The 22,867-nt window shown below is 48.0% G+C and carries 19 protein-coding genes; 11 read left to right on the top strand and 8 right to left on the bottom strand.

What is annotated here, in order from left to right; translation table 11 throughout:
* Positions 1-158, top strand: a 158-nt coding sequence (locus ACTHMC_RS02840; RefSeq protein ID WP_440410638.1) for a helix-turn-helix domain-containing protein, incomplete at its 5' end; no start/stop codon positions are given.
* A gap of 43 nt (positions 159-201) precedes the next feature.
* Positions 202-1,821 (top strand): serine hydrolase domain-containing protein, encoded by a 1,620-nt coding sequence (locus tag ACTHMC_RS02835; RefSeq protein WP_440410636.1) that lies wholly within the window; start codon positions 202-204, stop codon positions 1,819-1,821.
* Between the two features lie 62 nt (positions 1,822-1,883).
* Here ACTHMC_RS02835 and ACTHMC_RS02830 read toward each other — a convergent pair whose 3' ends face one another.
* From ACTHMC_RS02830 to ACTHMC_RS02795, 8 genes are all read right to left on the bottom strand, one after another.
* Positions 1,884-2,621, bottom strand: coding sequence for an SDR family NAD(P)-dependent oxidoreductase (locus ACTHMC_RS02830; protein ID WP_440410634.1), 738 nt, complete (start codon positions 2,619-2,621; stop codon positions 1,884-1,886).
* Positions 2,622-2,642: 21 nt separating this feature from the next.
* Complete coding sequence (locus ACTHMC_RS02825) at positions 2,643-3,662, bottom strand: SDR family NAD(P)-dependent oxidoreductase (protein ID WP_440410632.1); 1,020 nt, start codon at positions 3,660-3,662, stop codon at positions 2,643-2,645.
* A 138-nt stretch (positions 3,663-3,800) separates the two neighbouring features.
* Positions 3,801-4,262: a beta-carotene hydroxylase gene (locus ACTHMC_RS02820; protein ID WP_440410630.1), complete on the bottom strand. Its 462-nt coding sequence runs from the start codon at positions 4,260-4,262 to the stop codon at positions 3,801-3,803.
* A gap of 21 nt (positions 4,263-4,283) precedes the next feature.
* On the bottom strand, positions 4,284-5,120 hold the full coding sequence (locus ACTHMC_RS02815; RefSeq protein WP_440410628.1) for a phytoene/squalene synthase family protein: 837 nt from the start codon (positions 5,118-5,120) through the stop codon (positions 4,284-4,286).
* On the bottom strand, positions 5,117-6,616 hold the full coding sequence (locus ACTHMC_RS02810; RefSeq protein WP_440410626.1) for a phytoene desaturase family protein: 1,500 nt from the start codon (positions 6,614-6,616) through the stop codon (positions 5,117-5,119). Before ACTHMC_RS02810 ends, ACTHMC_RS02815 begins: the two co-directional genes overlap by 4 nt.
* A gap of 14 nt (positions 6,617-6,630) precedes the next feature.
* The gene (locus ACTHMC_RS02805; RefSeq protein ID WP_440410624.1) at positions 6,631-7,386 is read right to left on the bottom strand and encodes a LytR/AlgR family response regulator transcription factor; all 756 of its coding nucleotides are present in this window, start codon (positions 7,384-7,386) and stop codon (positions 6,631-6,633) included.
* Positions 7,387-7,390: 4 nt separating this feature from the next.
* Positions 7,391-8,395 carry a sensor histidine kinase gene (locus ACTHMC_RS02800; protein WP_440410622.1) on the bottom strand — a complete coding sequence of 335 codons (1,005 nt, stop codon included), beginning with the start codon at positions 8,393-8,395 and terminating at the stop codon, positions 7,391-7,393.
* A gap of 78 nt (positions 8,396-8,473) precedes the next feature.
* Positions 8,474-9,448: a fasciclin domain-containing protein gene (locus tag ACTHMC_RS02795; protein ID WP_440410620.1), complete on the bottom strand. Its 975-nt coding sequence runs from the start codon at positions 9,446-9,448 to the stop codon at positions 8,474-8,476.
* A gap of 400 nt (positions 9,449-9,848) precedes the next feature.
* Here ACTHMC_RS02795 and ACTHMC_RS02790 point away from each other — a divergent pair, with 400 nt between their 5' ends.
* The 9 genes from ACTHMC_RS02790 to ACTHMC_RS02750 all read left to right on the top strand — a co-directional run bounded on the left by ACTHMC_RS02790 (position 9,849) and on the right by ACTHMC_RS02750 (position 22,784).
* Positions 9,849-10,727 (top strand): MerR family transcriptional regulator, encoded by an 879-nt coding sequence (locus ACTHMC_RS02790; protein ID WP_440410618.1) that lies wholly within the window; start codon positions 9,849-9,851, stop codon positions 10,725-10,727.
* A gap of 164 nt (positions 10,728-10,891) precedes the next feature.
* Positions 10,892-11,440, top strand: a complete 549-nt coding sequence (locus tag ACTHMC_RS02785; RefSeq protein WP_440410616.1) for an RNA polymerase sigma factor — start codon at positions 10,892-10,894, stop codon at positions 11,438-11,440.
* Positions 11,437-12,513 (top strand): FecR family protein, encoded by a 1,077-nt coding sequence (locus tag ACTHMC_RS02780; protein ID WP_440410614.1) that lies wholly within the window; start codon positions 11,437-11,439, stop codon positions 12,511-12,513. The genes ACTHMC_RS02785 and ACTHMC_RS02780 overlap by 4 nt, the downstream gene beginning before the upstream one ends.
* 77 nt (positions 12,514-12,590) lie before the next feature.
* Positions 12,591-15,809, top strand: coding sequence for a SusC/RagA family TonB-linked outer membrane protein (locus tag ACTHMC_RS02775; RefSeq protein ID WP_440410612.1), 3,219 nt, complete (start codon positions 12,591-12,593; stop codon positions 15,807-15,809).
* A gap of 18 nt (positions 15,810-15,827) precedes the next feature.
* Entirely contained in the window at positions 15,828-17,390 is a 1,563-nt protein-coding gene (locus tag ACTHMC_RS02770) for a RagB/SusD family nutrient uptake outer membrane protein (RefSeq protein WP_440410610.1), read from the top strand.
* 17 nt (positions 17,391-17,407) lie between these two features.
* Positions 17,408-18,223, top strand: coding sequence for a hypothetical protein (locus ACTHMC_RS02765; RefSeq protein WP_440410608.1), 816 nt, complete (start codon positions 17,408-17,410; stop codon positions 18,221-18,223).
* Between the two features lie 9 nt (positions 18,224-18,232).
* Positions 18,233-19,849, top strand: coding sequence for a glycoside hydrolase family 31 protein (locus ACTHMC_RS02760; RefSeq protein ID WP_440410606.1), 1,617 nt, complete (start codon positions 18,233-18,235; stop codon positions 19,847-19,849).
* 18 nt (positions 19,850-19,867) lie between these two features.
* Positions 19,868-21,403, top strand: a complete 1,536-nt coding sequence (locus tag ACTHMC_RS02755; protein ID WP_440410604.1) for a DUF4832 domain-containing protein — start codon at positions 19,868-19,870, stop codon at positions 21,401-21,403.
* A gap of 226 nt (positions 21,404-21,629) precedes the next feature.
* On the top strand, positions 21,630-22,784 hold the full coding sequence (locus tag ACTHMC_RS02750) for a DUF4476 domain-containing protein (protein ID WP_440410602.1): 1,155 nt from the start codon (positions 21,630-21,632) through the stop codon (positions 22,782-22,784).
* Positions 22,785-22,867 lie beyond the last annotated feature (83 nt).

Below are 22,867 nucleotides of genomic sequence, written 5' to 3'. Positions count from 1 at the left end.
TGCAAAAGGCCACGCAACTGCTTGCTGATAAATCACGCTCACTCACTGAGATCGCGGCTGACTGTGGCTTTGCTGACCAGAGCCATTTCATCCGGCATTTCAGAGCAGCGCATCACATGACGCCGCTTTCCTATCGCAGGCTCATCGGCAGATGTTAACCAGGTTCTATTTTGGGGACAGTATCAGGGCTAATTTTATACCATGTCGTCAAATTCAATAAGAATCACCCTCCTGATTGTGCATCTTGCATTTGCGGTAAATGCATCAGCGCAACGTCCTGTCCGTAAATTGTTTTTCAGCCAGGCAGCATTTCCCATTGATACGCTGATAAAGCAACAAGGGGTGCAACCGTTGCGGTTCACCAACAAAACCAACCTGTACCTTACCGTTTCGCTGGAAAAGCCTTTGACGGCCTGTCTGCAAGCGTTGGCGCCTTCCATTCATCGGGACTCACTTGCCAAACTCGGAAACTATCAATTCTCTTTTTTTGTAGATGGAATTTTGATCTATCGAACTGAATTGATGCCTGGTGCGCCCCGCGCTGCGGAGCAGCAGACTGATACGATCTGGACAAAACCACTGATCGATAACCAGCGTGAAGGCAGGTGGTGGAGCCAGTCTGCCTGGAACAGGTTTATGTTCAATGGCGGCGACAGCACACTGACGGATGGTGCACACCATCTCCGGATCGTTTTGCGGCCTTATGTTAAAAATCCCGGACTAATTACCGGCGATATCATTGCGGAAGGAGAACTGGTGCTTCAGGTTGAACGAACGCCCAAAATCAACCTGACTGATGTCCAATTATCTCCGGTAAGGCCTTATATTGGTTTAGTTACATCTCCTGATAAATTCAATAGAGACAGGATCAAAATAATGCGGGCCAATATAGAAGCAGATGTATTCAAACATATCACCAGTGTGGTTGCCTTGAAAAACGGCAAGATCCTTTTCGAAGAATATTTCAATGGTTCATCCCGTGATAGTATTCATAATACGCGCTCTGTTGGAAAAACTTTTGCGTCTGCACTTTGCGGCCTCGCCATCCGCGATGGTCATTTGAAATCACCAATGCAAACACTCGGAGAATTCTATCAATTGCAGCAATATCAAAACTACTCTCGGGAAAAAGCACAGGTAACATTGCAGGAATTGCTGACAATGAGTTCCCGCTTCAATGGAGATGATTCCGATCCGGCATCACCAGGTAATGAAGAAAATATGTATCCGACCGATGATTGGGTGAAGTTCACTTTAGATCTGCCGATCGATACTGTCAAGTATCATGGTCAGTGGCATTATTTCACAGCTGGCGTGATGTTGCTGGGCAGCACGCTCCATAAGGTTGTGCCCGGTGGATTGGAGCAATATGCAGCAGAGCATCTCTTTAAACCACTTCAGATCACCAACTATCGCTGGGAGCATACACCGCAGAGCGTTGCCAATACAGCCGGAGGCATCCGCATGAATGCACTGGACTTCGCTAAATTCGGGCAGCTCTATGCCAACAAAGGAAAATGGAACGGGAAACAGGTGATTCCGGAAAAATGGGTAAACGAAAGTCTCTCTCATCAACTGCCCGTAACAGGTAGGCCCGGTGAATACTACGGATATCTTTTCTGGAATAAAGTGTACCGGGTAAATGGAAAAGAATATGAAGTGTATCACTGCTCCGGCAACGGAGGAAACAAGATCTTCATCTTTAAAGACCAGCCGTTGGTGGTAGTGTTGACAGCCACTGCCTATGGCGCGGCTTATGCGCACAGGCAGGCGGATAAGATGATGGAAGAGTTCATTATTCCGGCAATCGTTGGAAAATGAAAACTCCAGGGAAAAACTAGCACTGAGGCTACTGGTGAGCTGGCCTTTTTAACAAATTTCCATCAATGATTGATGGACTGCCCTCCATCGATCAGGTACTCCGCACCTGTTATGAACGATGCGTCATCACTCGCCAGAAAGCGGATCAGCTTTCCTGCTTCAGCAGGAATTCCAAGTCTTCCCAACGGTACGCCTGCAATGATATGCTCCTGCATCTCCGGGCCCGTCAATCCTGCTTTTGCTAATATTTCAGTGGCAAACGGACCGGGGCTGACCGCATTCACTCTTATGCGCCTGGGCGCTAATTCAACCGCGGCAATTTTCATCACGGCATTGATCGCCGCTTTGCTGGCGGTGTAGATGGAATTTTGCGGAGTGGAGGTGGAAGCGGATGAAGAAGAGATCAACACCACGGATCCGCCATCGTTCAGCAAAGGGATGAACTTACTCAATGTGAAATAAGCTCCCTTAAGGTTGAGGTCGATCATCTCGTTGAACAACTGTTCCGTTGCGTTTTCAATAGTGGTCAGTTTGGTGATGCCTGCATTGATGACCAGGATATCGATCCTGCCAGACTCCTGCCTTACATGCTCCACCAGGTTCTCAATATCCTGCAGGCTCGACTGATCCGCCACCTCACCAATGGCGCCCAGTTCCGCTGCTGCTTTGGCCACGGCTTCTTTTCTTCTACCGGTAATGGTCACCTGCGCTCCGTTTGCGATCAGGTCCTTTGCTGCTGCATAGCCCAGGCCGCTGTTGCCGCCGGTGATGAGGGCAACTTTTCCTTGTAAACTTTTCATTTAATATTTTTTAGTGGTATACTATTTGATTTCGAAGTGGATGCCTGTCATTTCTTCTGTGAGTGCCCAGAGGCGTTTCGCATTTTGCTCATCCAGTGAATACTCCTGCACGCCATTTACATGCAGATGTGCTTTAGTGGGGATGGAGGCATCAGCAGCGATCAGTTCAGCAATGTTACCGTCTTCACAATACACGCCACCGGTAGTATCGAGTTGCGGACTGGTAGCGGCCCACACGGTGGTGGCTGCTCCCTGTGGAATGGTCTTCAGTGTTGCCATTACTTCCGGGCGCATGTTCCCGTTCTCATCGAGGAAACCCATTTTGATGAACAATTCAAGCGGTGCTTCCCGGGCCAGTTCTGTACCTGCAATGGAGCCGGGATGCACGGAGTAGGCTCTTACATTGAATGGCTTCGCGCGATTGTCGAGCTCCAGGGCAAAAAGATTGCTGGCAGTTTTCGACTGGCCATAAGCCTGCAATGTTTCATATTCGCGGTGCTGGAAATTGGGATCTTCAAAATTGAAAGGCGCCATATGATGGCCGAGTGAAGAAACATTCACCACCCTCGCTCCGTTTGCCTGTTTGAGCGCAGGCCAGAGTGCGGCAGTCAGGTGAAATTGCCCGATATAATTGGTGGCCAGTTGTGATTCTATGCCCCTGGCATCTTTCCGGAATGGTACCCACATGATCCCCGCATTATTGATCAGCAGGTGCAGTGGCCGGTGAGAAGAAAGGAATGTTTGGGCGAAGGCATTGATCGATAACGGGTCCATGATGTCCATCGCTTCAATTTCCACGCGGGCAACCCCTTCCAGGTTCCTTTTCGCCTTTTCCACATCACGGGCGGGAATGATCACGGTAGCGCCGGCTGCTGCCAGGGTCTTTGTTGTTTCAAGTCCGATGCCGGCATTGCCGCCTGTAACGATGGCTGTTTTACCGGTAAGATCAATTCCTCTGATAACGTCTGCTGTTGTTGACTGGGCATTGAAACCATTGCTGAGCGGGTGTTGCAGCGCACCCTGGTAATTGTTCTGTATCATTTTTATTTGTTTTGCTGATACAAAAGTAGCGCGCTGCATTTCCACCGGCTTTGTTCAAAAGGCCGGATTTGTTTGTTTAAAAGACCAACGGCTGTTTATTCATTATATAGATTGCAATAAGCCAGCTGTTTCATATTCTCATCTGGATGTTTTTGAACGGAAATACATGGAAAAATATTTCCATGGGGCCCACAGGAAACCAAAGCATTCACCCTGTTCCCTGCCGGTATGTTTATGATGCTGTTTGTGCGCCCGCCTGATGGCCAGCAGATAGGGGTTCTTCGTATTGCGGAGGAAGGGGATACGCTGATGGATAAAGATATCGTGCACGAAGAAATAGGCCATTCCATACAACAGTATGCCCAGCCCTATGAAGAATAAATAATTATAATCCGCGCGCATGCCTGCAAACAGGAGGGCAATGGTTGGCAGCGCAAAAATCACGAAGAAGAGATCATTGCGCTCCAGGTGACCCTCATGGCTATGATCATGATGGTCTTTGTGAAGAGACCAAAGGAACCCATGCATAATATATTTGTGGATCAGCCAGGTGGCGGCTTCCATCAGCAGGAAGGTGATCAGTACCAGTAAGAGGTTCATCGGTTGATTTGAAATATATGATCAGATAATGGCCATCCTGTATTGCACATAGCTGCTCATCATGAGTGACAGTTTATGAAGGTTGGGCACTCTCACTCTTTCGTTCATGATCTTTTGAGCAGGTACACGCCTGATCTTTTTGAAGAGCGAATAGTAATACCGGTACGCGAGGTACACACCGAATCTGGAGCAGCCGGGCAGTTTCTTGATGCCTGCCAGCGCTTCCCGGAATTCGGATTCAATATCCTCTTCAATCGTAGATTTCAGTTGGTTGTCGAACACATCCATGCTGATCCCCGGAAAATAAGTGCGGCCGAGGACCCTGTAATCGTCATTCAGGTCGCGCAGGAAATTGACTTTCTGAAAGGCGGAGCCCAGCTTCATGGCATACGGCTTCAGGGAGTTGAACGCGGCCTGGTCGCCCTCCACAAAAACCTGCAGGCACATCAGTCCAACTACCTCAGCGGAACCAAGAATATACTCTTTGTACAGCGCTGTATCATAGTCAACGGGACTGAGATCCATTTCCATACTGTTGAGGAACTGTACGATCAGCGTCCTGTCTATTTTGTAGCTGTTCACTGTTTCCTGGAACGATTGGAGAACAGGGTTCAGGGATATGCCTTCCTCCAGCGCCTGCCACGTTTGTTCTTTGAATCTTTCCAGCAAGGCTTTCTTGTTGTACTCGTGGAAACTGTCCACTATCTCGTCTGCCAGTCTTACATAACCATAGATCGCATAGATGGCAGGCCTGATGGATGGGCTGAGTGCCAGGATCCCGAGGGAAAAACTGGTGCTGTATTTTTGGGTAACGGCTTTGCTTACCTGCCGGGATAGCTGGTCAAATAGATTTTTCAAAGCTGAATTTTTTTTAGGTTTTTAATTTCTGCTGCAGCGATCTTTCCGGAGATCAGGGATGGAGGAACACCGGGGCCTGGTACCGTAAGTTGCCCGGTGAACAGCAGGTTACCGAGTTTTCTGCTCCTGATGGCCGGCTTTCCCACAGCCGTTTGTTTCAGCGTGTTGGCAAGGCCATATGCATTGCCTCCATAAGCGTTGTAGTCATGCTTGAAGTCACGCACACAATAGCTTTTCTTGTAGTCTATGCTGGATGCCAGGTCCTTGCAGCCGGTGGCCTTCTCTATCCGGCGGAGCATAATATCCAGGTAGTGTTCCCGGGTGGGCTCACTGTCTTCCAGGCCTGTAGCCAGCGGCATCAGGAGGAACAGGTTCTCATGGCCTGCGGGTGCAACGGAAGGGTCTGTTTTAGACGGGCAGCAAACATAGAACAGCGGATCGCCGGGCCATTGCCTGCTTTGGTAGATCTCATCCACATGTGTGTCCAGATCGTGCTCAAAGAAAAGCGTATGATGCCTGAGGCCGGGAATGGATGTATTCACTCCCAGGTAATAAATAAGGCAGGAGGGGGCGAAGGTCCTGCTTTCCCAGTATTCAGTATTGTAATTACGCAATGCAGCTGGCAGCAGGGTTTCCGTATGGTTGTAGTCCGACGCAGCGATCACTGCGTCGCAGGGATGATCCTGTCCTGCTATCTGAAGCCCGGTTACCATTTTGTTGTTTGTATTGATCCGCTCCACGGGGCTGTTGAAATGAAAACAGGCACCCTGTTCTTCCGCTACTCGTTTCATGGCCAGCACCAGTTGATAAAATCCACCCATCGGATACCAGGTGCCCAGTGCATAGCCGCCATAGGTCATGAGGCTGTACAGAGCAGGTATCTGTTTGGGAGAAGCGCCCAGGAAGATCACGGGGAATTCCATCAGTGAGACCAGCCAGGGATGTGAAAAATATCCTTTGACATAGCTTCGGTAATTACTTAGGAGGTTGAGCCGGAAAGCGCTGGCTGCTACCTTGGGGGAGGCAAACTCCCACCAGGAATGACAGGGCTTTTGCACGAATTCATGCATGCCTGTTTCATACTTGTAGCGTGCTGATTTCATGAATGCGTCCAGCTGCCTGTCTGCACCGGGTTCAAGGGAAGCGAACAGTGCTTTCAATTCATTGTAATCCGATGGTATCACCATCCTTCCGTTGGAGAAGATGATCTGGAACTGCGGATCGAGCGGTACAAGATCATAGAAGTCACTGGCATTGTAACCAAAGTCGCGGAAAAAATTGTTGATGATATCCGGCATCCAGTACCAGCTGGGGCCCATGTCGAAAACATAACCGTTGTGTGTTTCGAATTGCCGGGCGCGTCCTCCGGGAATGTTATTCTTTTCATACACATGTACATCATGGCCTGCTTTCGCTGCATAGGCTGCTGCGGAAATGCCTGCAAAACCGGCCCCGATCACTGAGATTCTTTTTTTAGCCATTTTATTTTCCTTCATTGATAAAGTTGAACTCAGCATTCTGCCCAGGCCCTGAATTCTGATACACGTTCCCGGCTGATGATGAATTCATCCCTGCTGTCTGCGCCTTTTACCGTCAGCTTCAGCCGGCTGTTGAGGTAGGGCCTGATGTATTCTATCGCAGAGTCCTTCACAATGAATTTCCGGTTAAGCCTGAAAAACAGTTTAGGGTTCAGGTATTGCTCCAGCTTTTCAAGGGTATGGTCTATCAGGTATCGTACGCCCTGTTTGTCTGTCAGGTATACGATCTTGTTCTCCGCCTGGAAAAAAGAAATGTCTTCCACGCTGATGAATTGCAGCCTTTGGCCGATACGCCCGAGGAAGCGCCGTTTGTAGCCATCATCCGCCGCCTGTTGCACTTTGGGCAGCACCTGCTGGTAATCGATGGCGGGGCTCATGATCTCTTTGTATTTGTTCAATGCCTTGGTGAGCGCCTCGGCTGTAACGGGTTTCAGGATATAATCGATGCTAAACAGGCGGAAGGCTTCCATGGCATATTGGTCGTAAGCGGTGGTGAAAACAACAGGCCCTTTGTAGGAAATCCGTCTGAAGATCTCGAAGCTGTGCCCGTCAGACAAATGTATGTCAGACAAGATGAGGTCGGGAGCCTGGTGCTGCTCCAGCCAGGCAATGGTTTCTTCCACACTTTCCGTGCAATGGATATTGGCGATGGACGGGTCGTACTGCCCGATCATCAGTTGCAGGCGCTCCGCTGCCAGCAACTCGTCTTCCACGATAAGTATCCTCATATGGTCAATTTAGATGCAATAATGGCAATACCACTTCAAACTCCTGTTCTGTAGTGTTGATGCAGATCTCCTTTCCGCATACCAGTTCATAGCGTTTGGCAATATTCTGCAGACCGATCCTGTTCGATTGCTCCACTGAACGCCTGGGCTGCCGGTTGTTTCTGATCACCAGCATGTCCCCGCCATTGGTGGTCACTTTTATATAGAGCGGACTGTTCCGCGAGATCGTATTGTGTTTGATCGCATTTTCGATCAGCATCTGCAAGGCAACCGGGATGATATAATAGTTATTGTAACGGTCAGGGATATTGATATCCACTTTCAAACCGTCAGGGTACCGTTGCTGCAGCAGGTATACATAAGGTTTGATGAATGCCAGCTCTTTTTCCAGTTCCACCAGTTCTTTATCCTGGCTGTTCAGAATATACCTGTACACTTTTGCGAATTCTTCAATGAATTTATTGGCCCCCGGATTGTCCCTGATCACCATACTGCTCAGTACGTTGAGGTTGTTGAACAGGAAATGCGGGTTCACCTGTGTTTTTACGGCCAGCAGTTGTGCCTGTGTGCTGGCCCGTTTGAGTTCCTCCGCTTCCATATACTTCAGCCTGTACTCCCTGAAAAAAAGCAGGATGGCATTCAATAAATGGAACAGGAGGTTGATGAGTCCCGCATAGATCAGGTTCAGCTTGAGGGGCATCTCATATAAAGGATACGGGTATTTGTACACCCATGCGCCTATTACATAAACCACCAATACTGCTGCTGACAATGAAATTCCCATACCTGCCAGGAAGAATGCGCCCAGGAACCATACCTGCTTGCGATCAGGCGGAAACCGTTTCCTGACCTGGCTTTCGATCAATCTGCTTCCTTCCCAGCTCAAAAAAGTGATCAATACGATAGTGATGAGCGCATCCTGCCAGGCCACCTGTATGTTGAAGTAGTGATACACTTCGCATAATACCGTATTGATAAATGCGTAAGCAGACAACAATAATATAAACATGTACCTGTACCTGTTAGCAAACATCTTCCATCGTATTGATCAGTTATCAATTCATCATTCACTTCGTTGCTGCATGGCTTATGGCAACAGCACTTTGTCAATCACATGGATCACTCCATTGGAGGTGACTATATCGGTTGCCACGATACCAGATGCCTGTGCGTTTCCATTTCCCTTCACTTTAGCACCGCCTGCCAGTGTGATGGTGAGTTTGCCGCCACCTGCAGTTACCGGCTGAGCGCCTTCTGTAAGATCAGAAGAGAACACCCTTGCACCGATCACATGGTAAAGCAGTATCGGTTTCAATGCATTGGGATCAGCTGCCTGAATGGCGGCAATTGTTGGAAATCCTGCATCGATGAATGCCTGGTTGGTAGGTGCAAATACTGTGAGCGGCCCTGCGGCAGTGAGCGCATTTACGATGTCAGTACCTGCCCTTTGCGCAGCTGCCACCAGGAAAGTGAAATTTGGATTGGCTGCGGCTGTTTCCACGATGTTCCCCGCAGGAGGCAGTAAAACCCGGTCTGTTACATGGATCACTCCATTAGTGGCATTCACATCTGCTTTCTTCACTTTCACGCCATTGATGAATACACCGGCACTGTTGCGGGTAGCGAATGCTTTCTTGCCTCCGAGCGTTGTGATCTCTGCGTTAGGACCTGCTGGCACATTGCCTGAAGTGACCTTGCTGCCCAGAACATGATATTGAAGCACTGATGTTAGCAATGCCACGCCGCTGTTATCGAGCGCCATGATCTTGGCTTCGGTGTCGAGGTCCGCTACGCCATCACCGTTAAGGTCCAGTTTCCTGAAGGCGTCGTTGTCCGGTGCAAATACAGTGATATTGGCGGTAGTTGCCAGGGTATTTGCCAGGCCTGCCTTTGTTACGGCGGCTTCAAGCAGGGAGAACTGCGGATCGTTCACTACAATTTGCGTTACATTCATCTGCATGCCATTATCATCATCGTCGTCTTTGTCGCAACCAGTGATCGCCAATGAACTGGCTGATACGCATAAGAGTAAAATTCTGCTGAATAAAGGTGAAGATTTCATAATTGATCTTTTGTGAATGTTTTAATGATGCGATTCAATCTTCCCTATAGCCTAAACCTTGCCGGTAGATCATCTCCAGGAGTGAATCCGCATAAAAACGGAGCGAATTGTAATTCAGGTTTCACTGCTGCTGACCGATACTTATTCCCATAAAAAAAGAGCTGTCATTTTGTTCATTCATCTCCACAATCGTTGGAAAAATGTTCCATATTTTATTGACGGTTTCCAAAGCTGTGCAACGCCCTGTAAAAAACTGAAATATTTTTGTCCAACAAATTTAATAAAAAGTTGGACAAAATATATACCTTTAATTCATATTAATATGGTCATTCCTTCCTTTTTTCATCCGGCATGTGCGGGCAGTCCGGAACCAGGAATGATTTATTATTTTTACAGTATTATGAGATTATATCATATTTCGGAGCTGGAGCAATTGTCCGGCATAAAAGCTACTACTATCAGGGTTTGGGAGCGGCGGTATGATCTGATCAGGCCGGGAAGGACCGATACCAATATCAGGATGTACGACGATGACCAGGTGCGGAAGCTGCTCAATGTGTCTACGCTGCTGGCCAGTGGTATGAAGATATCTTCTATCGCTGAGTTGAACGAACATGAGTTACATGCAGCAGTATCTGACCTGAAGAACGGAGATGCGGAGGGTGATGATACGGCGCTGGCCTTTGTGAATGATATGGTAGGAGGAATGCTTGAATTGGATGAGGTTGCCTGTGAAAAGGTGTACAGTGCGGCAATTAAGAAATATGGTGTATTTGATGCTATGCTGAAAGTTGTTTATCCTTTCCTGCAGAAGATCGGATTGATGTGGTCTGTGGAAGATGCCACGCCGGTGCAGGAGCATTTCGCTTCCTGCCTGGTGCGCCGCAAACTGCTTGCTGCAACGGACATGCTGACGGTCAGAAGAAAAAACCGTAAAACATTTATCCTGATGCTGCCTCCGGGTGAGTGGCATGAGATCGGCCTGCTGTTTGCCAACTATATCATCCGCTCCAAAGGTGCTGTTACTATCTATCTCGGTCAGAATGTTCCCTATGAACAGGTTCCGCAGATCCTTGAAAGAACTGTGGTTTCGCATGTCTTGCTGTTCTTTACCACGCGCACGGAAGAAGATAACCTCTCTGATTTGAGAAAGCGTATGCAACTGCCCAGGGATATCAGTCTCCTGGTGGCGGGCAGTGCAGCAGTGCTGGGCCAAATGAAAAATGGCAGGCATACGCATTTGCTGGCCTCTCCCTCTGAATTGCTGGATTTCCTCTAAGGGACCGATGTAAGTTCAGCTATCGCTTTTTTTACGCAACCGTTTGCGCTTCCGTTTCTCCGCTGAAATTCCGGCATATACTGATATTCCCTTGCACCAGCCGGTAATGCCTGCTTTCATTTCCTTCATTTTATTCATTAGATTTGGTAAGTCAAACTACTGCTATGCCATTAATTGATGGGTTAAAAGCCAGCAACGAAAATGCCTTGCGAAAAGCTTTTGAGCTGTTCCAGGTGCCCCTGTACAGGTATATTTATGATAAAACAAGGTCTCCGGAACTGGCCAAGGAAGTAGTACAGCTTACATTTATCAAGCTCTGGAAATACAGGCAAAGCTTACAGAATGACATTACTCTTTCATCCGTTCTGTTCAGGATAGCAAGGACCATCATGATCGATGAAATAAGGAAACAAAAAGCATTACGCAAAGCAGAGTTGAATGAATCGAGATCACAGCAGTGGGAGTTGGTCAGTGAATCCGTTTCTTACAATGATACATTACGCAAACTGGAAATGCTGATCAGGCAGATGCCACCGGTACGGCAACGGGTGTTCAGGTTAAGCAGGCTGAACTGTTACAGCTACAATGAAATTGCCCAGATGCTTTCCATTTCCACTAAAACAGTGGAAAACCATATCAACCTTGCTCTGAAATTCATCAAACCGTTTTTCCCGGTTTTAGTTTTATTCAACACAATCCTGTTTATACATTGATCGATAAATATCTCATAGAAAAATTCTTAAGAGGCGAGTGCCAGGATGACGAAGCAGCGTATGTAAAACGTTACCTGCGGCAGCATCCGGACGCCGTGGAAGAATTTTTACCCGAACAGGAATGGGATAAATATGTTTCGTCCCAACCATCACCCGCTGTTGATGAAGAACTTTACCAGAATATAGAACAGTCGATCCATCGCAGTAAACGCGGTAAAAGGATCCTCACCACATTAGTGAGCGCCGCAGCCGTGTTGCTGTTGTTCTTCGGTATCAGGTACCTCAACCAGGGCAGTCCTGCTGCCGGTTCCAATGAACTGGCAACCACCAGCGAAACCATCAAAAAGAACAATACAACTGCGGCGCAGCAGCTAAGGCTCCCGGATAATACCCTGGTCACTCTTTCCCCCGGCAGCGAAATACGGTATGCGGATAATTACAATTCCACAAAAAGAGAGATCCACCTGACAGGAAAAGCGGAATTCGATGTCGCCAAAAACAAGGAGAAGCAATTTACTGTTTTTTGCGGCAAGGTAGCCACCACGGCGCTGGGTACCCGCTTCAGCGTTGACGGCAACGCCAGCAGTATTTCCGTGGCATTGTTCGAAGGCAAGGTAGTGGTGAAAAAACTCCAGGATGAAACCATCGCCAATTATCTGCTTCCCGGCGACAGGATCAGGTTCAATATCGGGAAAGACCTGTTTGAGAAATTCCCGGACAATCACCTGGCTGCAACATCTCCTGCCGGAACTCTAAAGACCGGACCTGAAAAACGCACGCCAGGCGCAGATCCCGTGACAGATGAACATGACCAGTCAGAGAATTCCGTTGCATCCGCCGATAACAACGGCCAGATAAATTTCCAGAATAAAAACCTGAAAACGGTGCTCGACCAGCTGGCGGAACGCTTCAAAGTGGAGATCAACTATCCAACAGAGATCTCGGCCTCCATCAACGTATTCATTTCTGTTGATACTACACAGTCCATTGACAGGATACTGCACAATATCGCCGCCATCAACAACCTGGAAGTGAAGAAGGTCGCAGACAGGAAATTCTATATATCAAAATAAACTTTGACTCTGTTTAGGGGATAGTCATTCCGGAAAACGTAGTATGACATATCAGAGTACTTTTCTACAAATACGATATGCTTAAACTACTAAAACTAACGGCTTGTGTGCTGATGGCCCTCCTGCTATCAGCAACCTTCACTTTTGCCCGTCAATCCCCCGTAGCTACTGTAAGCGGTATTGTCACCAACAGTAAAGGCGATCCCATCGGCTTTGCATCGGTGACCGCCAAAAACGCTTCCGGCGACAGACTTTACAGCACCATGGCGGATTCCCTGGGTAAATTTTCATTTGAGAACCTGCCTGTTAAAGGCACTTACAATTTTGAATTTTCAGCGGTGGCCTACCAGAGCCGCACCATCACCGGTTATATCCTGAAAGCAGGTGGCAATAACACCGTTATTGTGAGCCTAAAACCAGGCTCGGACCAGCTGAAAGATGTGGTGGTGGTTGGGTACGGCACCAAACAGCGGAAGGACCTTACCAGTTCCGTTTCCAGTGTATCGGGAGACGTACTGCGGAAATCGCCAGTGGCCACCATCGATCAGGCATTGCAGGGACGCGCCGCAGGCGTTCAGGTGACCAGCAGCACCGGCGATCCCGGCGGTCAGATCAGCGTTCGCATCCGCGGTATCTCAACAGCCAGCCCCGCAGGCAGCAGCGAACCATTGTACGTGGTGGATGATATCGTACAACCACAGGGCATTTCTTTTTTGAACCCTAATGATATCGAGAGCATCGACATCCTGAAAGACGCCGCCGCGCTGGCTATCTACGGCGTGCGTTCCGCAAATGGTGTGATCCTGATCAAAACCAAGAAAGGCGCTGCTTCCGGTAAAGCCAAAGTAACCTTCGATGGCTTCACCGGCATATCCAATGTATGGAGGGAGCTGGAAGTACTGAACACACAACAAAAAGCACAGCTTAACACAGATATCATCAATGCCTTCAATGAGCAGCATAAAGACATTGTTTCTTTTGTACCCATCCCTGTCAATCCCGAATGGTCGACCCCGGAACGCATTGCCAACCTTCCCAAAGGAGGAACCAACTGGCAGGACCATGTATTCAATACCGGTAAGGTGATTGATGGAACGATCGGTATTTCGGGAGGCGACAGCAAATCGTCTTACTATTTTTCTGCAGGTCACAGAAAGGAAGACGGAACCATGGTGAATAGCGGCTTTCAGCGCACCTCACTCCGCGCCAACGCGGAAACCAATGCCAACAAATGGTTAAGGATGGGTGTTACCCTGGCCTATTCAACGTCTAACCGGAAAGTGGTGGCAGGTACCAATGACGACCGTACAGGATTTATGCAGTCTGCGGTTTTCTATGCGCCGGATATACCTGTTTATGATAACAACGGTGGCTACGGCGTGGCGCCTGTGGTGAATATCAACTGGTATGGAAATATCTATCACCCCATCAATACTATCGAAAAAAGCAATCCGAAATATACTGACAACAATCTGTCGGGTAGTGTATTCGGACAGGTGAAGCTGCCCTTCGGCATTACCTTCCGTTCCACATTTGCTGCCGGACAATATTCAGGAACTTATTCTGTTTTCAATGGAAGCCTGATGGGGGCTGCAGCAGCGCCTATTGCAGCTACCAATCTCTATGCAGGACAATATGGAGGGCATAACTGGAACTGGGATAATTACGCTACCTGGTCCAAATGGCTGAAAGGCCATAGCCTTGAAGTGACTGCCGGACATGTGGCGCAATATGTTTACAATAAAGCCATCAACTACAGTCAGAGTAACTTCTCCAACCAGGATCCTGATTTTCAACAGCCGGGACTTGGCGATCCTGCCACCATCAGCTTCCCATTCACTCCCCCTTCTGAAATAGCCTATACATCACTGTTCGGCCGGCTCAGTTATAATTATGAAGAAAAGTATTATTTCCAGGTGACCGGAAGAGAGGATGCAGGATCACCTGCCTATGTTACCGATAAGCCAAAGGGTTTCTTTCCCGCCGCTTCCGTGAAATGGAGAATGGCGAAGGAAAAATTCATGGAAAAAATAGAAGAGATCGATGAGTTTAGTTTCCGCGCCAGTTATGGAGAAATGGGCAATATCGGCAACCTGGCTTATCCGGGATATTCACTGGTTAAGATCAATTCCAATTATGGCATGGGTGGCGTGTCTCAGAGTGGTATCTCACTGGGGCAGTATGCAAGCGTTACCGGTACAGGATGGGAACGTTTGAGGCAAACTGATATCGGCCTGGATGTGACAGCATTCAGAGGCCGGTTGAACATTACGCTCGACTGGTACAACCGCATCACCAAAGGCATGCGCGTGATCCCTAAAGTGCGCGATATCTTCGGCTCCAGCACCAATCCTCCGCTGGTGAACCTCGATGGAGATAATATTCAGAACAGAGGTTTTGAAGCCACTGTCGGTTATAGTAATTCCATCGGAAAACTGAACTTTTCCATCAATGCAAACGGAAGTGTGAATAATAACAAAGTGCTCAGTCTCGGCGATATGGATTTCATTGTACCGCCAGACGGCACGCTGGTAGGCGCTTACCAGCCTTCCAGGACCAAAGTAGGACATCCTATTTCCGCATTCTACGGATTCATTGCCGATGGAATTTACCGGAGTGAAGACGAAATTGCCAAAGGCCCGGTTGACCTGATAGGTAAGGAACTGCGTCCCGGGGACATCCGCTATAAAGACATCACCGGAGATAATAAGATCAATGAAGATGACAGGACCATCATCGGAAATCCCACACCAAAATATTCCTATGGCCTGAACCTGAACCTGAGTTATAAGGATTTCGATTTCAGTATCCTCTTTCAGGGAGTGGCAGGTAATAAGATCTATAATTATTTCTATCAACAGGGAACTGTTGGCGATCCAAGATACAATGAAGGGATCAACCGGTTGGCCGATGTAAACAACAGGTGGACGCCAGAAAATACGAATGCAAATTTCCCCCGTCTTGCTTTCCGCGATTACGATTATGCCAAGAACAGCCGCTTCTCCAGCTTCTGGTTGCAGGACGGATCTTATCTGAGGATGAAGAACGTGCAACTGGGGTATACGATACCTGCCGCCATTTCAAAAAGCATCCAGGTGGAAAGGATAAGGTGTTATATCAGCGCCAGCAACCTTTTCACTTTTACGAAATATAAAGGTTTCGATCCTGAGATCGGTATCAATTCCACGGGTTACAGCGATGTGTTCTCGGCCAACAGGGACCTGCAGATCGGTGTGGACAGGGGCGTGTATCCCCAACCCCGCATGTTCCTGTTTGGTTTCAATGTCACTTTTTAATGCTTAATAATTTCCGCCATGATGAAATATAAAAAGATAATTTTCTCCGGTCTTGCAGTTGCCGTTGTAACGGTAGCGGTCTGGGGTTGTAATAAAGGATTTCTGGATAAAAAACCTATCGGCCAGTACACCATCGAAACATATTTTACTACAGAGGCCAAGGCCTTTCAGGCTGTGGTGGGCGTGTATGATGTATCAGGGTGGGACAAAACATTCGACCGTATGTTCTGGACCCTGGGTGACGGCGCATCGGATGACAGTAATTTCGGCATGAACCGCGACGATGGAAGTCCTCCCTTTGTAGACATCAATCCGATTACGGATTATACCAATGTTGCTGAAGCTAAATTCAGTCCTGCATTTGAGAATATGTACAAGGGATTTTATGAAGGGATCAACCGTGCCAATATTGCCATTAACGGGATCGAAAAATCCACGATCCCGGATGACAAGAAAGCCCGCTTCATGGCAGAATGCAAAACATTGCGCGCTATTTATTATTTCATGCTGGTGAACTATTATGGTGGTGTTCCCCTGTTCACCAAACCTATCAACCCAGGCAATGCGGAAGATGTAAATATGCCAAGAGCCACTGCCAGGGCGGTGTACGACCAGATCGAGAAAGATCTCACAGAGTCCATTCCGGTATTGCCCACCAAACAGGTTACCATCGATGAAAGGATGATCGGACGATTAACCAAAGGCGCAGCAGGCACCCTGCTGGCCAAGGTGTACCTCTTCGATAAAAAATATACGGAAGCTGCTGCTGCTGCGCAGGTAGTCATCAGCTCTGGTGAGTATGATCTGAATGCTGATTACTATGCCAATTTTGTGCAGGCCACTGCCAACGGGATAGAGTCTGTATGGGAGATCCAGCGTGTTGAGAATTTCACCGACAATGGCGGTGGATGGGGACCTGATTCCTTTGATGGCACACTTACTCCCATCCGCGTGGGGTGTGGTAATGGCATGTGGGGACAGAACGCACCTTCCGGCGATCTGTACAGTGCCTTCCAGCCGGGAGACGGAAGAAGGAAATATACCGCTACCACAACAGATGATGTTCTGCAGGGTGTTGCCATGTGCGGCAATGCCGGAGCACCCGGAATGGGCAAGCATGTGGTGCCCGGAAAATCACAAAGCGATTACAAACGATATGATATCATCCCGCTGAACTGGCCACTATTCCGGTTTTCAGATGTGCTGCTCATGCGTTCCGAAGCATTGATGTCAGGCACTACCATTGGTGCAGGAAATAAAGATGCTGCCATTGACCTGCTGCTGAAAGTGAGGAGCAGGGCTGGACTGACTGTTCCATCCAAAACAGATTACCAGGCATACTCAGATGAGGAACTGCTCAGGAATATCAGGAATGAAAGGCGGCTTGAACTTGGTATGGAAGCATGGCGCCTGTTCGATCTTCGTCGTTGGGGTACGGATTCATTGAAGAATGCACTTATCCGTACGGGTAAGATCAATACCACAACACGCCCATGGGATGATGCTTATATGCTGTATCCTGTTCCTCAGTCCGAAATAGAATTAAGTAAAGGTGTTGTATCACAAACACCAGGTTACTGATAATAAAAATATTGATCATGCAAAAGAATAACAGGTGGCTGCTTGCAGGGTTGATGGTTTCTCTGATGGCCGTGCTGGTGATTATCAGCTGCAACAAGAGTTCCGGTAAAACAGAGATCAACAGCTCACTTACATTATTTAAACTTGATAACATCAGCAATAAAGAAGATATCCTGGCGGATGACACCATTCCCAGCATGTCGGGCATCAAGGGTAAATACATTCCTGTCAGCGGCAATACGGGATCGCCTGCGGGCCTGGGTAAGATCATCTTCCAGCTATATACCACAGATGATGACCTGCTCAGTTCCACGGAGATCACTTCTTTCTACAGACCTGAATATCATCTTTTCAATGTGCAGCTGGATATCCCGAAAGCGGCCAGGGGACTGGTTTACAAAATAGTGGTAACTTCATTTGATAAGAATAATGGAGAGATAGGAAAGAAAACATTCTTCGGAGTGGACGTGCTAACCTGTGACCCGGTTGCAGATTGTATCGTAAACAACCAGATCACCATCATGCTGGAAACACCTGCTACAACGCCAGCCACCGATGATCTGTATATTTTCGGAAGCATCAATGGCTGGGGAAGCAGGGATGAACCGCAGTACAGGTTCCATAAGAATCCGGATATGGCCAATTGTTACTGCCTCTCCATCCCTTATACACCTGGTTACACAGATTGGCAGCTGACCCAGATATTTGTTACAAGAGGCACCTGGGAAACACAGGCCATGACCATTACCGGATCCGATGTTTCATGGGATTATACCGGCACTGACCGCGGACCTGTCTGGAGGATCAAAGTAGATAAATGGAGAGATAAATAATCTGTACACATGAAGAGATGTAATTATAGTTTTCGGTTATTGATTGCTGTTATATTACTGTTTCAGTTATCCGTGCTGAATGCACAGCAACGTATTGCACTTCTTCCTGGCGAGAAATGGTATGGAGCTGCCGTGAACGAAAGTCAGCATGCACCCTTCAAATCCGGGTATACCCTGAATCTGAACGGGGATGTAAGAGGCAACCAGGCCGCTCCGGTATTGCTTTCCAATAAAGGCCGTTTTGTCTGGAGTAACCATCCTTTTGCTTTTACCGTTTCTGATAAGGAGATCGTTTTCAGTGAGAACAAAGAATTGATCATTGAAAGAGCAGGAGTTACACTGGCTGATGCGTACGCATCCGCCAGCAGGAAATTTTTCCCGCCTTCCGGCAAGATGCCGGATGAGCTGCTGTTTTCAAAACCACAGTATAATACCTGGATCGAGCTTATTTATGATCAGAATCAGAAAGACATCCTGAAGTACGCTCATGATATCATCAATAATGGATTTGAGCCGGGCGTACTGATGATCGATGATAACTGGGCTCCGTATTATGGCAGGTTCGAGTTCAGGAAGGACCGTTTTGAAAATGCCAAAGCAATGATCGATGAATTGCACCAGCTGGGTTTTAAAGTGATGCTCTGGGTTTGTCCATTTATCCGCCCGGATTCTGAGGAAGCACGTTTCCTCATGAAAAAGAAGTGGGTGATGATGGACAATGGGGGAGATGCCAGCCTCAGCTGGGAATCAAGCACCAGGCCTGCGATCATCCATTGGTGGAACGGGTTCAGTATGGTGATGGATTTTACCAACCCTGAAGCTATCAACTGGTACCAGCAGCAGCTGGATAAACTGGTGAATGAATATGGAGTGGATGGTTTCAAACTGGATGCCGGTGACCCGGAATATTATCCGGCCAATGCCATCAGTTTCAAAAAAGCAGCTGCTAATGAGCATACTGAACTATGGGGCGCCTTTGGCCTCAAATATGCTCTGAATGAATACCGGGCCATGTGGAAGCGTGGCGGAGAGCCGCTCGCAGAGCGCCTGAGGGATAAGAACCATACCTGGGAAGACCTGCAGAAATTAGTGCCCGGAATGACAACGGCAGGTTTACTGGGCTATTCCTTTACCTGCCCGGATATGATCGGAGGCGGAGACTACAGCTCTTTTGATAATGTGGATGCCAGCAAGCTGGATCAGGACCTGGTGGTACGTTCTGCCCAATGTCATGCCCTGATGCCGATGATGCAATTTTCCGTTGCTCCCTGGCGGATCCTGGATCAGGAGCATCTGGCAGCAGTAAAGGCTGCCGTTGAATTGAGAAAGAAATATACGCCGCTGATCATGGACCTGGTGAAAACAGCTGCAGTGACAGGTGAGCCTGTTGTACGGCATATGGAATATGTTTTCCCGGGCGCCGGGTTCGAAGCCTGTAATGATCAGTTCATGGTAGGAACCAGTCTTTTGGTGGCTCCTGTGCTGACTAAGAGCGGCAGGAGGGAAGTGTTCTTGCCTAAAGGAAAATGGAGATACATCGATGGTAAACTGTTCAAAGGCCCTGCTAAGATCACCGTTGATGCAGCATTGAACCAGTTGCCTTTCTTTGAACTGACAGGAAAATAATCCTCTTAAATTCGTACGATGATCGCTAACGTGAAAATGATTTTCAATTGCCTGGCCATAGTTTTTACTTCTGTGGTTTGTTCAAAACCTGTAAAAACTGCTGCGCAGGATCCCGGGAATACAATGGTGACCTATACAGAAAGCACAGAGGATTTTCCCAATCCGGAAAGAGGTTTTTATCGTTACAGTGAAACCAGGGCAAGTAATTATACGGCGCTGGACCTTTCGCAACTCAGGGAATGGAGAACAGGCGCAAAGGCGGATGGGGGCACTTACAGTGTGACCAGCAGCCTCGTATTCAGATATTATGTACTGGATATTTTCAAGGACAAACCATTGTCTGCAGCATTCATAAACAGTGTGCGTGCTGATTTCAATATCGCACGTACTGCCGGTTCCAAGCTCATTCCCAGGTTTACCTATACCGTTTCCTCCAAAGCAGGCAGCTGCCCGGAGAAATTTATCTGTCCACCTTATGGAGATGCTCCCAAAGAGGTAGTGCTTGGGCATATTGCACAATTGAAAGAAGTGCTCACAGAAAATGCTGATGTGATCGCCTGTGTGCAGATGGGCTTTGTGGGTGTTTGGGGCGAACAATATTATACTGATCATTTTGGCGATGCTTCGGGTAATGCATCCGCAGGAAAGCTGCTGGATAATAACTGGAACGACCGGATCGAAGTACTGCGCGCCCTCCTGGATGCAGTGCCGGCTGACAGGATGGTGCAGGTACGTTATCCGCAATTGAAACAGCGTTATGTCTACGGTGTGCGCGCACTTACCAATGTGGGCGCTCTTTCGGAAGGGGAAGCATTCAGCGGAACGGATAAGGCCAGGATCGCTTTTCATAATGATTGCTTCCTGGCATCTGCCGATGATTACGGAACCTATGAAGATTACGGGAATTCGGTTTCTGATCGAAAATCAGACCTCAACATTCTGAAAGATTATAAGAATAAAGACAGCCGCTATGTGGTGGTGGGAGGTGAAACCTGTACTGATGATTACAGTCCGCAGAATGATTGCGAGCCTGCCGGCATCGCCCAGACTGAAATGGAAAAGATGCATTACAGTTTCCTGAATTGTGCTTATAACAATGATGTGAATAACGACTGGCAGAAAGATGGCTGCATGGAGGAGATCAAAAGAAGGCTGGGGTACAGGTTTGTTTTGAAGTCGGCCGGTTTTCCCAAAAGCATCACCAGGGGAGAGACCCTGAAATTCAACATTGAATTGCTCAATAAAGGATATGCATCCTGCTACAATCCCCGCCAGGTAAAGCTTGTTCTGAGAAACAAAACTACCGGTCAGCAGACTGTGATCGATACGGATGCCGATCCCCGCAAATGGTACAGCGGTATTACCAAATGGGATGGTGCTGTAATTGTTCCTGCTGCTGTTCCTGCCGGTAATTATGAAATTTACTTATCACTTCCGGATAAATACGCCAGTATTGGAAACCGCCCGGAGTATGCCATCCGGTTAGCGAATAAGGATACCTGGGAGAGCGCTACCGGCTTGAATAAGTTGAACATTGTGCTGGAAGTAAAATAATCGGGGATGCGAGCGACTGTGGCATTCCTCGTAATAACCTCCAAAAAAATACAGAATGAAATAAACTGAGATGAATCGCGTTTTTGCGGTAACGAATGCGGCAATGGCTTGCATCGGTTGTGGCATCTGCCTGGCGTTTTGGTTTGTCCGGAAACGGTAATGCATCGTTTTTGGCAAAAACAGCGTTAGATAGCAGTTTTCACACTATCATTTAATTTTTTACCGTATGAATGTAAAATTTATCCTCGGGTTATTATTGTTCTTTGCAAGCCCATTGCTGGCCCAGGAATCCTTTCCCCTGATCATCCGCACAGAAGACAAATCGAAATTCTATGTGTACGTCAATGATGTTGCACAGACTGCCCAACCGGTCAGTACTATCAGGTTTGTGATCAGATCCGGTAAATCCGTGATCAAGATCGCATTCCAGAATCCGGCTTTTGCTCCGCTGGTACAGGAACTGGTTACCAGCAGACCACTACAGCCTCTTACGCTCAGGAAAAGAAACAGGCAGTATCTGCTGGAAGGCCTTCCTGATTTCAACGACCGCCGGGACAGGGCCTGTTGTGAACGCTGCGATTCCCGTAATGGCGGCTGTTGTTCGGATAATGTTGGCCGTCCGCCGCGTGGCAATGATCCACGCGATGGAGGATATCCTATCCCGCCAAACAGGGGCGAGTATCTCCCCAACCGTACGGTTTGCCAGGCGCCAACCCTTTCTGAAATGGCTTTCGTTACTCTCAAAAAGAAGATCAGTGATGAATATTATTCTTATGGTAAGGCAAAAGTAGCCATGCAGGCTATGGACAACCACTGTGTTACAGCCAGCCAGGTTGCAGGCATGGTGAAGATGATCGCCGATTATTCCAGTGACCAGTTTGAAGTGGCGAAATATGGATACCTCCATATGTACAATACCGAAGATTATGACCTTGTGATCAATGCCGTTGCCAGCAAGGATCACCAGTATAACCTGCGTGCTTTTGCTGTTGCAGCAGGGCCGCGACAGCCTCGCCCTGATAATCCCGGATGGCCAGGAGGTCAGCAGCCTGGTCCTTCCTTTCCGCGCTGTGAACAGGTTAACTGCCGTGGTTTTGCTTTCTCTGACAAAGAGCTGGATCAGGCGTTGGGAGTGATTCGCAGCAGCACTTTTGAGGATACCAAATTTGAACAGGCTAAACTGATTGCCAGGAATAATTGCCTCACAGTAGCGCAGGTAAGATCCATTGTAGGTCTTATGAGCTTCGAGAAATCAAAACTGGATTTCGCAAAATATGCTTATTCTGTTTCGCATGATAAAAGAAATTTCTACCTGGTGAACCAAGAATTTACTTTTGATGCCAGCAAATCAGAGCTGACAGATTATATGAAAAGGAATTAAAAGGTTAGCCCCCTTTATTTTCGCTGTGCCCGGTCACTCGCGTCCCCCGCGAGTGACTTCTATTTGCCCGCCTCTGGCGAGCA

Origin of the sequence: Pseudobacter sp. (assembly GCF_051955275.1) — a bacterium.
Taxonomy (GTDB): Bacteria; Bacteroidota; Bacteroidia; order Chitinophagales; family Chitinophagaceae; genus Pseudobacter.
The sequence above is the reverse complement of the archived record's forward strand: the minus strand, read 5'-3'. Positions and strand labels throughout refer to the sequence as shown.

Bases quoted from the DNA above. Each gene is read 5' to 3' on its own strand.
- ACTHMC_RS02830 (WP_440410634.1), bottom strand. From the start codon at position 2,621: ATGAAAAGTTTACAAGGAAAAGTTGCCCTCATCACCGGCGGCAACAGC.
- ACTHMC_RS02810 (WP_440410626.1), bottom strand. From the start codon at position 6,616: ATGAAGGAAAATAAAATGGCTAAAAAAAGAATCTCAGTGATCGGGGCC.
- ACTHMC_RS02760 (WP_440410606.1), top strand. From the start codon at position 18,233: ATGAAGAGATGTAATTATAGTTTTCGGTTATTGATTGCTGTTATATTA.
- ACTHMC_RS02805 (WP_440410624.1), bottom strand. From the start codon at position 7,386: ATGAGGATACTTATCGTGGAAGACGAGTTGCTGGCAGCGGAGCGCCTG.
- ACTHMC_RS02835 (WP_440410636.1), top strand. From the start codon at position 202: ATGTCGTCAAATTCAATAAGAATCACCCTCCTGATTGTGCATCTTGCA.
- ACTHMC_RS02750 (WP_440410602.1), top strand. From the start codon at position 21,630: ATGAATGTAAAATTTATCCTCGGGTTATTATTGTTCTTTGCAAGCCCA.
- ACTHMC_RS02770 (WP_440410610.1), top strand. From the start codon at position 15,828: ATGATGAAATATAAAAAGATAATTTTCTCCGGTCTTGCAGTTGCCGTT.
- ACTHMC_RS02775 (WP_440410612.1), top strand. From the start codon at position 12,591: ATGCTTAAACTACTAAAACTAACGGCTTGTGTGCTGATGGCCCTCCTG.
- ACTHMC_RS02785 (WP_440410616.1), top strand. From the start codon at position 10,892: ATGCCATTAATTGATGGGTTAAAAGCCAGCAACGAAAATGCCTTGCGA.
- ACTHMC_RS02790 (WP_440410618.1), top strand. From the start codon at position 9,849: ATGAGATTATATCATATTTCGGAGCTGGAGCAATTGTCCGGCATAAAA.
- ACTHMC_RS02755 (WP_440410604.1), top strand. From the start codon at position 19,868: ATGATCGCTAACGTGAAAATGATTTTCAATTGCCTGGCCATAGTTTTT.
- ACTHMC_RS02800 (WP_440410622.1), bottom strand. From the start codon at position 8,395: ATGTTTATATTATTGTTGTCTGCTTACGCATTTATCAATACGGTATTA.
- ACTHMC_RS02820 (WP_440410630.1), bottom strand. From the start codon at position 4,262: ATGAACCTCTTACTGGTACTGATCACCTTCCTGCTGATGGAAGCCGCC.
- ACTHMC_RS02765 (WP_440410608.1), top strand. From the start codon at position 17,408: ATGCAAAAGAATAACAGGTGGCTGCTTGCAGGGTTGATGGTTTCTCTG.
- ACTHMC_RS02825 (WP_440410632.1), bottom strand. From the start codon at position 3,662: ATGATACAGAACAATTACCAGGGTGCGCTGCAACACCCGCTCAGCAAT.
- ACTHMC_RS02795 (WP_440410620.1), bottom strand. From the start codon at position 9,448: ATGAAATCTTCACCTTTATTCAGCAGAATTTTACTCTTATGCGTATCA.